Annotated in this window: 13 protein-coding genes; 8 read left to right on the forward strand and 5 right to left on the reverse strand. The window is 68.9% G+C overall.

Features of this window, described 5'->3' with window-relative positions; translation table 11 throughout:
* Positions 1-266 precede the first annotated feature (266 nt).
* Positions 267-1043: a dienelactone hydrolase family protein gene (locus tag AC6EI8_RS18445; RefSeq protein WP_498382558.1), complete on the forward strand. Its 777-nt coding sequence runs from the start codon at positions 267-269 to the stop codon at positions 1041-1043.
* Positions 1044-1139: 96 nt separating this feature from the next.
* Here AC6EI8_RS18445 and AC6EI8_RS18450 read toward each other — a convergent pair whose 3' ends face one another.
* Positions 1140-1592: a MarR family winged helix-turn-helix transcriptional regulator gene (locus tag AC6EI8_RS18450; protein ID WP_149320179.1), complete on the reverse strand. Its 453-nt coding sequence runs from the start codon at positions 1590-1592 to the stop codon at positions 1140-1142.
* Positions 1593-1796: 204 nt separating this feature from the next.
* On the opposite strand from AC6EI8_RS18450, the gene AC6EI8_RS18455 reads away from it, so the two are divergent.
* From AC6EI8_RS18455 to AC6EI8_RS18470, 4 genes are all read left to right on the forward strand, one after another.
* Positions 1797-2366: a YggT family protein gene (locus tag AC6EI8_RS18455; protein WP_149320178.1), complete on the forward strand. Its 570-nt coding sequence runs from the start codon at positions 1797-1799 to the stop codon at positions 2364-2366.
* A gap of 250 nt (positions 2367-2616) precedes the next feature.
* A complete protein-coding gene (locus AC6EI8_RS18460; RefSeq protein WP_498382559.1) occupies positions 2617-2895 on the forward strand; it encodes a hypothetical protein in 279 nt (92 codons plus the stop codon).
* Positions 2896-3179: 284 nt separating this feature from the next.
* Complete coding sequence (locus tag AC6EI8_RS18465; protein WP_223819435.1) at positions 3180-4757, forward strand: MFS transporter; 1578 nt, start codon at positions 3180-3182, stop codon at positions 4755-4757.
* Between the two features lie 374 nt (positions 4758-5131).
* Positions 5132-5995 carry an IclR family transcriptional regulator gene (locus AC6EI8_RS18470; protein WP_226109536.1) on the forward strand — a complete coding sequence of 288 codons (864 nt, stop codon included), beginning with the start codon at positions 5132-5134 and terminating at the stop codon, positions 5993-5995.
* A 253-nt stretch (positions 5996-6248) separates the two neighbouring features.
* On the opposite strand, the gene AC6EI8_RS18475 is transcribed toward AC6EI8_RS18470, so the two are convergent.
* Positions 6249-7100, reverse strand: a complete 852-nt coding sequence (locus AC6EI8_RS18475; RefSeq protein WP_265634998.1) for a phytanoyl-CoA dioxygenase family protein — start codon at positions 7098-7100, stop codon at positions 6249-6251.
* Between the two features lie 271 nt (positions 7101-7371).
* On the opposite strand from AC6EI8_RS18475, the gene AC6EI8_RS18480 reads away from it, so the two are divergent.
* Both AC6EI8_RS18480 and AC6EI8_RS18485 read left to right on the forward strand, forming a co-directional pair.
* Entirely contained in the window at positions 7372-7860 is a 489-nt protein-coding gene (locus AC6EI8_RS18480; protein ID WP_265635000.1) for a MarR family winged helix-turn-helix transcriptional regulator, read from the forward strand.
* A gap of 236 nt (positions 7861-8096) precedes the next feature.
* A complete protein-coding gene (locus tag AC6EI8_RS18485) occupies positions 8097-9587 on the forward strand; it encodes an MFS transporter (protein WP_498382561.1) in 1491 nt (496 codons plus the stop codon).
* Between the two features lie 69 nt (positions 9588-9656).
* Here the strand turns inward: AC6EI8_RS18485 and AC6EI8_RS18490 are convergent, their stop codons facing one another.
* The 3 genes from AC6EI8_RS18490 to AC6EI8_RS18500 all read right to left on the reverse strand — a co-directional run bounded on the left by AC6EI8_RS18490 (position 9657) and on the right by AC6EI8_RS18500 (position 12376).
* Positions 9657-9974: a hypothetical protein gene (locus AC6EI8_RS18490; RefSeq protein WP_149320172.1), complete on the reverse strand. Its 318-nt coding sequence runs from the start codon at positions 9972-9974 to the stop codon at positions 9657-9659.
* 390 nt (positions 9975-10364) lie between these two features.
* A complete protein-coding gene (locus tag AC6EI8_RS18495; protein WP_265635002.1) occupies positions 10365-11840 on the reverse strand; it encodes a DegQ family serine endoprotease in 1476 nt (491 codons plus the stop codon).
* Between the two features lie 188 nt (positions 11841-12028).
* Positions 12029-12376: a GIY-YIG nuclease family protein gene (locus AC6EI8_RS18500; RefSeq protein ID WP_149320170.1), complete on the reverse strand. Its 348-nt coding sequence runs from the start codon at positions 12374-12376 to the stop codon at positions 12029-12031.
* On the opposite strand from AC6EI8_RS18500, the gene AC6EI8_RS18505 reads away from it, so the two are divergent.
* Positions 12356-12628, forward strand: a 273-nt coding sequence (locus tag AC6EI8_RS18505; RefSeq protein WP_498382560.1) for a hypothetical protein, incomplete at its 3' end; no start/stop codon positions are given. The genes AC6EI8_RS18500 and AC6EI8_RS18505 overlap by 21 nt on opposite strands.

Raw genomic sequence — 12628 nt, forward strand, 5'->3', positions numbered from 1 at the left:
CTGCCGGTCTTCAGGCGCGTCTTCAGCGGTCATCGACATCCCTGCGGAACGAAGGAGGCGCAGCGGGACCAGGATGTCCGCGGACCTCCGCCAGCAGTATGGCAAGCCCTGCACGGAACCGCCGTCCTCCGCCGGCCCCGGCGCTTGTCGGAATCCGCCTACATGGGTGGCGGGACAACGTCCGGGCGGCGCGCGGGCCGGACTGGCGCGCTTGGCAAGCCCGCGCGGCTTGCCTTACCCTGTCCGCCCACCGATGGAGAAAACCCATGGCCGCTACTCAATCTGCCTCCGGCGCTGCAGCCGGTACTGCCACCGGCGCCGCAGCCGACGCGCGTCGGCGCTGGATCCGCGTCGGCACTGACGCCCACGCCTTCGATGCCTACCTGAGCCTGCCGCCCGGCGGCACGCGCCCGGGCACGCCGGGCATCGTGCTGATCCAGGAGATCTTCGGCGTCAACGAACATATCCGCGCGGTGGCCGACCAGTACGCGCTGGACGGCTACGTGGTGATGGCGCCGGACCTGTTCTGGCGCGAGGCGCCGCGCGTCGAACTGGGCTATGCCGGCGCCGACATGGAGCGCGGGCTGGCGCTGCGGCAGGCCACCGATCCGAATCTCGCGCTCGACGATATCGCGCTGACCGCGCAGGCCCTGCGCGCGCAGGTTGGGCCGAACGGCAAGATCGCCGCGGTCGGGTACTGCTTTGGCGGGCTGCTGGCGTACCTGAGCGCGGCGCGCGGGCTGGTCGACGCGGCGGTGCCCTACTACGGCGGCGGGATCCAGCGCGCGCTGGACCAGGCCAGCGCGGTGCGCGTACCGATCCAGTTCCACTATGGCGAACGCGATGCCCATATCCCGCCCGAGGCGGTCGAACAGGTCCGTGCGGCGATGGCCGGCAATCCCCGCGCCGAGATCCATGTGTATCCGGGCGCGGACCACGGCTTCAACTGCTGGGCACGTGGCTCTTATCACCAGCCCTCGGCCGTGCTGGCCCATGGCCGGGCGCTCACCTTCCTCGCGCAGGCGCTGGCGCAGCCGGCCTGACGTTTTGGCAAGACGCGCCGGCCGGTTGCGCCCGCGGGTTGCCTCGCCTGCGAGCCGCCCCTAGCGCGGCTATGGCCCAGCCTGAAACGGCGAACCCTAGCCGCGCGCCACGCCGTCGTCGTTGAAGGCTGTCAGGCGCGAGATGCGGAAGGTGTGGCGCAGCGATTCGAGTTCGCTCCGGTGCAGCAGCGCCAGCCGGTTCAGGCAACGCTCGCCCTTGGGCTGCAGGTGGACCTGCACCACGCGGCGGTCGGCCGCATTGGTCTTGCGCTTGACCAGCCCGGCCGCCTCGCAGCGATTGACCAGCGCGACCACGCCGTGCTGCTTGGCCTGCAGCCGCTCGGCCAGTTCGCCGATCGAGGCCCAGTCGCGCCCGGGGAAGCCGCGGATATGCAGCAGCAGCAGATACTGCTGCACGGTCAGGCCCTCCTCGCGCACGGCGTCTTCGGAAAACCGCATGAAGCGCCGCAACTGGTAGCGGAAGTCGGACAGCGCCTCGAAGTCCTGCTTGGCAAGCTCGGTGGCGCTCGGTGAACGGGGCTGGGTCATGGCGTGCGATGGCGCGGCCGGCGTGGCAGCGCGGCCGCAATCTGGAGTCGGCCGTCATTATAGGTGCGCGGCAAGGCGGTCAGGCAGCGTGCGGCGCACCGGCATGCGTCCGTGGCCGCGGCCACCGTTGCGCTACGCGGGGCATCCCGGGTATGGCAGAATCTGTGCGTCCGCAGACACCTGCGCCACGACCACGGAATTCCGATGCTCTCGCAAATCGCCATCTTTCTGCTCGATACCGTTTTCACGCTCTTCGGCATGGCGCTGCTGCTGCGGCTGTGGATGCAACTGACGCGCTTGCCGGCGCGCAATCCGATCTCGCACGCCGTGTTCCAGGTCACGGACTGGCTGGTGCGGCCGCTGCGGCGAATCATTCCGGGCGTCGGCGGCATCGACTGGGCCACCGTGGTCGCGGCCTGGCTGACCGCCGTGGTGTTCCTGCTCGCCGTGATCGGCCTGACCGCCGGCAACCCGCTCGGCCTGCTGCCCGCCGTGCTGGGCATCGCGGTGCTCAACGTGCTCAAGTGGGGCATCAGCCTGGTGATGTGGGTCACGCTGCTGATGGCGATCCTGTCCTGGGTCAACCCGCACTCGCCGATCACCCCGGTGATCCAGCAGTTGACCGATCCGCTGCTCGATCCGATCCGCCGCGTGATCCCGCGCCTGGGCGGCTTCGATATCTCGCCGCTGGTGCTGTTCATCCTTGCCCAGGTGCTGCTGATGGTGATCGCCGGCCTGAGCGTCAATCTGTTCGGCCTGCGGCATCTGCTTTGAGCCAGGATGCTCCAGCGCTGCCGGACCGGTGTAGCCCTGCCGTTGGTTACCCGCCGTTGGTTCCCTGCGGGTGGTTCCCTGCCGGTGGTTCCCTGTAGGTAGTCCTGCCAATGGTTCCCCGCCATTGTGCGCCTGCCTGAACAGTGTGTTGCTGCAAGGCCTCTTTTTCCACGCAATCGACGGGCGTAGATTCGGGCGGTGTGGTCGGCTTGATGCCGGCCACGCGGCTTTGATCAAAGGAAAAAGAACCATGAAGACTCTTGCACAACCCCGTCGCCTGGCCTTCGCGCTGCTCTGCGCCGCCGGCCTGTCCCTGTCCGCCACCGCGCTGCACGCCACCACGCTCGATCGCGACGTGCTGCGCCTCGAAGGCGCCTCGATGCACGTCGGCAAGGCCGACCCGTACAGCGACGGCGCCCGCACGGTGGACGCCTACACCGATGGCGCCCGCAGCGTCGACGCGTACACGGACGGCGCCCGCGCCGACCACGTGTCGGACGGTCGCGACCATTTCGGCCAGGGCGCCTGACGCCTCCGCACGCCAGCGCGCGCCATCCGGCGTGCCAGCGAAAACCGGCCCGCGGGCCGGTTTTTTCATAGGCGCGGGCGTTGGACGCAGATGCCGGGAGGCCCGCGTTGCCTGCTCGTTTCGCGCGCGCTCGCTGCGCTCATGCGCTTCTACGCGTTCCCTGCGGGCTCCCCGCACGTTCCCTACGCATTCCATCCGGCCGCGCGCCGATTGTTCCGGCAGCCGGACGAAGTTTCCAGCCCAGGCGGTTTTTCCCGCACGCGCGCGTCGCTAAGCTGGCGCCCATGCCCCACCAACCGCTGCCGGCCGGCCATCCCGCGCCGAATCCCGCCCCGAACCCCGCCCCGCCACCTTCGCTGCGCCTCGCCTCTCACCCCGAGATGGGACCGCTGCGCCTGTCGGCGTTCGGCCTGACGCTGGGACTGGTCACCGGGCTCGACTTCTCGTCGACGCTGATGATGGCGGTAGCGAGCCAGCACATCCAGGGCGGCGTCAACGCGACGCCCAGCGACTACCTGTACGCGGTCAGCGCCTATGCCGCGGCGGCCGTGCTGATGAACATGCTGCTCGACCAGATCGCGCGGCGCATCACCTACAAGCGCTTCACGATGGCGTCGCTGGTGGTGTTCGTGCTCGGCGCGATCCTGTGCGCGGAGGCCGGCTCGCCGACGGGCCTGATCGTCGGCAAGACGGTCGAGGGCCTGGGCGCCGGCGGCCTGTTCGCGGCCTCGCGCATCCTGGTGCAGCTGCTGACGGCGCCGGCCGAGCGCGCCCCGCTGCTGCTGCGTTTCGGCCTGGGTTCGTTCGGGCTGCTGGCGGTGACGCCCTGGCTGACCGGCATCTTCCTCGACGAGATCGGCTGGCGCGCGGTCTTCCTGTTCCAGGCCGTGATCGCGCTGCCGGTGCTGGCGCTGGTGGCGCTGACCTACCCCCGCCGCGGCCCCCGCGACCCGCATCCGCCGGTATCGACGCTGGACTGGCCCGCCGCGCTCAGCGCCGCGGCCGGCGCGCTGGTGCTGCTGCACACGCTGCAGGAGATGCGCTACACGCGCTTCTTCAGCACGCCCCACATGCCGCTGATGGCCGCGGCCGGGCTGGCGCTGCTGCTGTTCTGCGCCTGGCGCCTGCACCGGCATCAGGACCCATGGATCGACCCGTCGCGGCTGCTCGGCCGGCGCTATCTGTATGGCCTGGGCTTCTACACGCTGTACTACCTGTTGTCGGCGATCTGGGCCTATCTGCTGCCGACGCTGACGCAGAGCGGGCTGGGCCTGACCTTTCGCACCACCAGCATGCTGCTGTCGGTCAGCGGCACCGTGTCGGCGATCGGCGCGGTGGTGCTGACCCTGTGCATGGCGATGGTGTTCCGCAAGCGGCGGGTGATCGCGGCCGGCCTGGTGGTTTACGCCTGCGCCGCGATGCTGCTGTCGCAGCGGCTGATGCCCGGCGCGCCCGACTACGCGCTGGTGCCGGTGGTGCTGCTGGAGGGGCTGACGCCGGTGCTGCTGATGATCCAGGTCGCCTCGATGACCTACCTCGATCTGCCGGTCGAGGACTTCGCCCACGCCTACCAGTTCAAGAACGTCTGCAAGCAGATCGCCTCGGCGACGGGCACCGGGCTGGCCAGCATGTGGATGCAGGAAGGCGCGGCCACGCACCGCACCCATCTGGTCGAACACGTGACGCGCTTCGAGCCCGCCCTGCAGCAGGGCGGCGGGCTGTCGGCCCTGGACCTGGCGCAGTTGTCGCAGGAGGTGGACCGCCAGGCCACCTTGCTGGCGGGCATGGACCTGCTGCACGGCTTCGCGCTGGTCTGCGTGCTGATCGCGGCGTTCGTGCTGGTGCAGAAGAGCTTCCGCTGAGGGTTCTCATTCGGGCCGCCGGGCTTCGAGGTGCCCGATCGCCGGTTCTCTGGTTCTCCGGGTCTCCGGTTCCCTGGGTCTCTGGGTCTCTGGGTCTCTGGGTCTCTGGGTCTCTGGGTCTCTGGGTCTCCGGGTCTCCGGGGCTCCGGGGCTCCCGGGTCTCCGGGTCTCCGGGTCTCCGGGTCTCCGGGTCTCCGGGTCTCCGGGTCTCCGGGTCTCCGGGGCTCCGGGGCTCCCGGGTCCCGGCCGGGCGGTGCCTGCCTCGGGGTCGTCGCGCAACGCGGCATTGCGGCATGCCCCTCTGGCGGTTTGCGGCCTTTTCCACTACTCTTTCGGCCTTTCCGTGCGCATTCGGCATCCAGCCGTATACCTCGATGGCCAGCCACGCCCCGAACGATTCCAAGGATTCCCAGCCGTCCGCCGCCCAGGCCGCCGGAAATGCCGGCAACACCGGCAACACCGGCACTGCCGAGAAGCCCAGCGACAGCTACGTCCAGTCCTTCGCACGCGGGCTGTCGGTGATCCGCGCCTTCAACGCGCAGCGTCCCGCCCAGACCCTGACCGAAATCGCGCAGGCCAGCGGCCTGACGCGTGCCGGCGCGCGGCGCATCCTGCTGACGCTGGTGGGCCTGGGCTACGTCGAGGCCGACGGCCGGCTGTTCCGGCTGACGCCGAAGATTCTCGACCTCGGCTTCGCCTATCTGACGTCGATGCCGTTCTGGAACCTGGCCGAGCCGATCATGGAGGCGCTGTCGCAGCAGGTGCACGAGAGCTGCTCGGTGTCGGTGCTGGACGGGACCGAGATCGTCTACGTGCTGCGCGTGCCCGCGCGCAAGATCATGACGATCAATCTGTCGATCGGCAGCCGGCTGCCCGCCTATTGCTCGTCGATGGGCCGCGTGCTGCTGGCCGGGCTGTCCGACACGGAGCTGGACCGCGTGCTGCACGCCAGCGATCTGCGCAAGCGCACGCAGCGCACGGTCACCGATATCGACGAGCTGAAGGCGATCATCGCGCGCATCCGCGCACAGGGATGGGCGCAGAACGATCAGGAGCTGGAGGAAGGACTGGTGTCGCTGTCGGCGCCGATCCGCAATCGGGCCGGCCAGGTCATTGCCGCGATGAATATCAGCGGCCAGGCCAACCGCACCAGCGCCGAGGAAATGGTGCGCCGTTTCCTGCCGCCGCTGCTGGAAGCGTCCGAGAAGATTACCAACCTGGTCAGCCTGCGCACCTGAGGGTTGCGAATCCGAGGGCTGCGCACCGAGGGCCGCGAATCCGAGGGCTGCGCGCCGAGGGCCACGCACCCGAGGGCCGCGCACCGAGGGCCACGCACCCGAGGGCCGCGCACCGAGGGCCACGCACCCGAGGGCCGCGCACCGAGGGCCACGCACCCGAGGGCCGCGCACGTGGTCCTGCGGGCCTGAGGGCTGCGCCTTCCCCGGTTTTCTTCCGCGCTTCCGCGCTTTCGCGCTTCCGCGCTTCAGCGCTTCAACTGGCCATCGGGCCCGGCAGCTGGACCATGCCGTGCTGCGCTGACCGCGTGCCGGGCAGCGGCCGGTTGCTCAGGCCCAGGTAGGCGAAGGCGACCGACAGCTTGACCGCGTCGGACAGGTTCTGCCCCGCGCTATGGAACAGCCGGCTGTCGAAGAACAGCACGTCGCCGCGCTGCAATGACAGCGGCGTCGCCCCCGCCAGCAGCGCCGCGCTGGCCGGATGGCTGTCGACCAGAAACTCCGCGGCATCGAGCTGCCCCGGTTCCAGCGCAACGCGATGGGAGCCGGGTATCACGCGCAGCGCGCCGTTGCGCTCGTCCTCGTTGCCCAATGCCAGCCACACCGTCACCAGTTCGGGACTGGCGAACGACCAGTAGCGCGTGTCGCGATGCCAGCCGGTCTGGCTGCCATAGGTCGGATGCTTGGTCATCACGCAGTTGTGGTGGGCCAGCGTCAGCTGCGCCGGCTCGCCGAGCAGCGCGGTGACCAGCGTGGCCACGCGCGGATCGGTCGCCCATTGCTGGAACACCGGGTCGCGGTCATAGGCCTGGCGCAGGCGGCGCACGGTCGCACCGCCCGCAGCGTCACGGCTGCGGGGCGCCCCCGGATAGCCCAGTTCGGCCTCGTATTCGACTGGCTCGACCGCCGCCTCGAGCTGGGCTCGCGCGATGCGCTCCATCGCGTCGCACAGGGCGGGCTCCGCCAGGCCGCGCAACACCACGAAGCCGTCGCGGTGAAACGCCGCGGCGAGCGCTTCGAGTTCTTGTGCGTCGAAGGAGGACGTGGCGGGCGGTGCGGCGGCGTCGCCGGTGGCTTCGGGATCTTGGGGAGAGGCAGGGGTCGTCATGGCGACAGCGGGACGGGCAAGGCGGCGAGGCGATTAGCGTTGCCGCGGGTTCAGCAAGGCGCGAAGGGGACGGTTCGCGCGCCAATAACCGGATGATGCCAGAAGCGGGCGCGGCGTGTGCGGGCGGCCTAGGGATGGAGCTTGTCCTGGCGCGCATGCCGGCGCCGGGCTGGAGATCGGCGCGGGGATCGGGGCCGGATCGGCAGCATCAGGGCGAGAATTGATATCGTTCGATATAATTACGTTTGTAACTATATCCCGGGATCGAACCATGTCCTTCGAAGACCGCATCGACCGCTTCTGCGCCGCCCATCCAGAGGCGCCGCGCGACCTGATCATGGCCGCGCGGCTGCTGATGCGCACGGCGCGGCTGCTGCGCGCGCATATCGATCAAGCGCTCGCTCCCTTCGATCTCGACATGTCGCAGTACCTGTGCCTGAGCATGCTGGCCGCTGACGAAGGCCAGCCGAGCATGCCGTCGGAACTGAGCACCACGCTGGATGCGACCCGCACACAGATGACGCGGCTGCTCGACGGACTCGAAGCGCGCGGCCTGCTGCGCCGCCGCGCCTCGACGCAGGACCGGCGCAGCCTCGAGCTGCGGCTGACCGCGGCGGGGCGCAGCCTGGTCGAGCGCGCCGCGCCGGTCGTGCATGCGGCGTACGGGGAAGCATGGGGCCCGTTGGGCGAGACGGGACTGGCAGGCGCGACGCGCGCGCTCGCGAAACTGCACCAGCATCTGGACACGCTGCAATCATGAGCGCGCAGGTCGTATCGCGCGGGTCCACGCGGCTGCGCCGCAGCCGGCTGTGGTGCCGGCTGTGGTGCCGGCTGTGGTGCCGGCTGTGGTGCCGGCTGTGGTGGCGGCTGGGGCTCCAGCTGCGATTACGGGTACTGCTACGGCTGCGGCTGCGGCTGCCGCTGCGATTGGGGCTGGGGCTCGGGCTGCGGCTGCATCCGCAACTGCTCGGCCACCGCCAACGCCAGACGTTGCTGATGCTGCTGCTGGCGCTGGCCACCGCCGTCGAATTCCTCGAGAACATCATGTTCGTCTTCGCCGCCAGCCATATCGTCGGCGGCATCGACGGCGATCCGCGCAGCTTCGCGCTGGTGCAGGCAGCCTACGCGGTCGGCAGCATGCTGACGATCCTGAAGCAGCCGTGGCTGGCGCAGCGCTTCGGCTATCGCCGCTATCTGACCGGCGCGCTGCTGCTGGTCATTGCCGGGGCGCTGGCCGCCGCGGCCAGCCATTCGGTGACGCAGCTCGCCGCCGCGCGCCTGCTGCAGGGGCTCGGCGGAGGCGCGCTGTTTACCAGCTGCCGCATCCTGGTCAATCTGATGTTCTCCCCCGCCGACCGGCCGCGTGCCTTGCGCATCTTCATGCTGGGGATCTTCGGCGCCTCGACGCTGGCCCCGGCCTTTGCCGCCGCGCTGATCGAGCATGGCGTCTGGCAGGACGTGTTCTTCGGCGTGGTGCCCTTCGCCGCGCTGGCTGCGTTCGCTGCATGGTGGCTGTTGCCCGATGCGGAGCCCTCGCGCGACGCCGCGCAGGCCCCCGCGATCGGCCCGCTGCTGCTGTTCGGCGTCGCCATCGTTGCGCTGCAGGCCGCGTTGAGCGAGGCGCGCTTCGATGTGCTGTCGCACCCGTTGCGGCTCGCCGCGCTCGCCGCCAGCGGCGCCGCGCTGCTGGCGCTGTTCCTTTGGCACCAGTGGCATCACGGCAAGCCGCTGCTGGCGCTGCGCAACCTGCGCCATCCGGTTTACCTGACCGGCCTGGCGATGTATTTCGTCTACTACCTGATCAACAACCTGAGCGGCTACCTGTTTCCGATCTATGCCGAACAGGCGCTGGGGCTGCCGCTGCAGACGACCGGCTGGCTCAACACGTTGTCGGCCGCGGTCAGCCTCGTGGGCATCGCCATCTATCTGAAGAGCGCTTCGCGCCTGCCCCGCAAGAAGCCGCTGATGACCGCGGGCCTGCTGGTGATGGCCGGCGCGGCGTGGTGGTTCTCGCGCTTGCCGCCCGATGCCGATGTCGGCGCGCTCGCGTGGGGCCTGGTCGGCAAGGGCCTGTTCGGCGTGATGGTGATCATCCCGATCGCGGGTCTGACGTTTCGCCCGCTATCGGCCGAGGATTTTGCGCACGGCTATCGCAGCAAGAACCTGATGCGGCAGATCGCCAGCTCGTTCGCTTCCGCGCTCGGCGCGATCCTGCTGCAGAACCGGCAGTTCGCGGTCCACCAGGGCATTGTCGACGCGCTCGGCAATCGGCCGGAGCAGACAGAGCAATGGATGCGCACGATGGAGGGCACGTTGGCCGCGCGCGGGCTCGACGCCGCGCATGCGCATCAGTTCGCGCTGACATGGCTGGCGCGGCTGGTCGATCAACAGGCCAGGCTGATGGCTTGCGAGGATCTGTATCGCTGGATCGCGCTGCTGGCGCTGTGCGCGGCGGCGGCGATGCTGTGGCAGCGTCGGCTCGATTGAGCGCGCCGCGAGGGACCGCAGCAGGGGCTGCGGTCGAGGTGAGGGTGTTGTCCGGCGGCGTTGCCGTCGTCAGAACAGCGGCAGCTGCCGCATGCCGAAGCCCACGGTCTCTTCGACGCGCATGCGCGCGTGCGCCAGCGAGCCTTCGGCACCCGAGTAGTTGCCGGCCGCCCAGCGATAGACCACGGGGACTTCGCCGCGCTCGGACAGATGTACTTCGCCCAGCTTGTCGCCGCGCTCGTTGCGGTAGTAGTGGGAACGATAGCCGCGCTCCCAGTAGGTGACCTCTACCTTCTTGCGACGACGGGGCGACGGCGTCGCGCGCGGCATGCGCCGCGCCCGGTCGTTCGCCGTCACCGTAGATGCACGCGTGAGATCCAACTGCATAGACTTCCTTTTCGATCGAGTCCACAAGACGATGGCACCGATGCCTCGTCATGCATCGCAGTCGTGATGATACGCCGTGATTGCGTTCCTGTGTGGCTATGCAGCCCGGAAAACCGCTCTGGGCAACGTTTTCCGGGTGGGTACGTATACGTATACCTCCCGTATACGTTGGCGCGTATACGGCAGGTATACGGGGTCGTATACGTGGGCGTATACCTGCCCGTATACCTGCGGTACACCTCGACGTGTACGTCGAGGCGTGAGAGCTGACCGACAAAAAAAGCGTCGCGCCCGGGCCTGTCGATGCCCGCTCGCGACGCCTTGCGCGCCTTCAGTCAGCTCAACTTGATCTGCGCGATTTGATCAGCGAGATCGATCGGCGCAATTCGATCAGCCCAATTCGATCGGCACGAACAGCTGCATGTCGTCACGCTGCACCAGCAGTGCGACCTCTTTGCCGGCCTTCGACACCATCGTGCGCAATTGCTCGACCGACTTGATCGGCGTCCCGTTGAAGGCGAGGATCACGTCGCCGGCTTGAATGCCGACGCGTGCCGCGGGACCCGACGCGCCCTCCACCACCAGGCCGCCGGCGATGCCGCTCTCGCGCTGCTCCGCGGGCGACAGCGGGCGCACCGCAAGCCCGAGCTTGCCGCCGGACTCGGCGCCATCGCTCTTCTGCGCGACGGTCTGCTCGTTGGCCGCGCCGACCTTGACGGTCAGCGTGACGGGCTTGCCCTCGCGCACGACCTTCAGCTTCGTTTCGGTACCCGGCTTCAGGTCGGCCACGTGCTCCGGCAGGTCGGTGGAGCGGTCGACCGGGTCGTCGTCGATCTGCACGATCACATCTCCCGGCTTCAGGCCGGCTTTCGCCGCGGGGCCGTCAGGCTCGACCGTATTGACCAGGGCGCCCGCCGGCTTGGGCAAACCGAACGACTGCGCCAGGGCCTGGTTGACCTCCTGCACGCCGATACCCAGGCGTCCGCGCGTCACCTTGCCGTGCGCGACCAGCTGCTGCTGAACCTTGGTGGCCACGTCGATCGGGATGGCGAACGACAGGCCCTGATAACCGCCGGTCCGGCTGTAGATCTGCGAATTGATGCCGATCACTTCGCCGCGCTGATTGAACAGCGGACCGCCCGAGTTGCCGGGATTGACCGCGACGTCGGTCTGGATGAACGGGACATAGGTGTCGTCCGGCAGCGCGCGCGACTTCGCGCTGACGATGCCGGCGGTCACGGTGTTCTCGAAACCGTACGGCGAACCGATCGCCACCACCGGCTCGCCGACGCGCACCTGCGACGGGTCGCCCAGCTGCACGGTGGGCAGGTCCTTCGCGTCGATCTTGATCACCGCGATGTCGGTCTGCTTGTCGACGCCGAGCACCTTGGCCTTGAACTCGCGGCGATCGGTCAGCTTGACGACGACTTCCTGCGCACCGTCGACAACGTGCGCGTTGGTCAGGATCATGCCGTCCGGACTGACGATAAAGCCGGAGCCCAGGCCACGCGCGAGTTGCGGCTGGTCCGGCTGCGGTCCATACGGGAACGGGATGCCGAAGCGCTTGAAGAACTGGAACATCGGATCGTCCGGATCCATGCCCGGCGGCAGCTGCGCCGCGGTGCGCTGCGCGCGTGCGGTCACGCTGATATTCACCACCGCGGGACCGTAGCGGTCGACGATGCCGGAGAAGTCGGTCGGCGTTGCCATCGCGCGTGCGGGAGTGGCGCCGACCTGCGCGGTCACCGGGGTCGGCGCGGCATAGCTCGATGACACCGCTTCCTTCTGGAGATAGTTGTAGCCGCCTGCCAACACGCCCAGGGCAGCAATGGCAACGGCCGTACGAGCAACAGTTCGGCGAATCATCTGGTTCTCCTCGTTGGTTCGGCGCCCACGGCGGGCGCGACGAGGACATGCTAGGGGGCGAGACTTAAACCAGCCTTAAGGGAAGGAAAGCGATAGCCGGAAGCCGATGGCCGGGTCTGCGGGATCGGTGGCCGGTTGTCACCACCGGGACCGTTGACTGCGCCACGCCGCTTCGATTGAGGATTGATTCAGGACTTCGAGGGCAACGCCGCGGTGTCGGATGGGCGGCCGCCCTCGCGCAGCCATGCCAGCAAGGCCGGCATCTCGGCTTGCGGCAGCATCGCGCATAGCTCGCGTTTTCGAGCGGCATGCAGACGCTTGACCAGGGCTTCCAGCCGCGATGCTTCCGCCCGATCGGCACAGCGCAACTGGGCGGCGATCGCAATCGGTTTACGCGACCGCGTATAGCGGGCGCCCGTGCCGGCCTGATGCTGGGCGAAGCGGCGGGCGACATCGGTGGTGATGCCGGTATAGAGGCTGCCATCGGCGCATTCGAGCAGGTACAGGTACCAGGAATGGTCGGATGGCGTGGTCACTTTGGGTTCGAGATTGAGGGCGCGGCCGCGAAGCCGGCATTGTGCGGCAGTTGCGGTGAGGAGGAAAGCGCTCTGAATTGGACTGCAGCGGCGTTATTGGGCCTGTGCCGCTCGGCTACTCGCTGCTCGCTGCTCGGCTGCTCGGCTGCTCGGCTGCTCGGCTGCTCGCTGCTCGGCTGCTCGGCTGCTCGGCTGCTCGGCTGCTCGGCTGCTCGGCTGCTCGGCTGCTCGGCTGCTGCAATTGTGGTCGCC

Source organism: Cupriavidus sp. R6-3 (assembly GCF_059772245.1).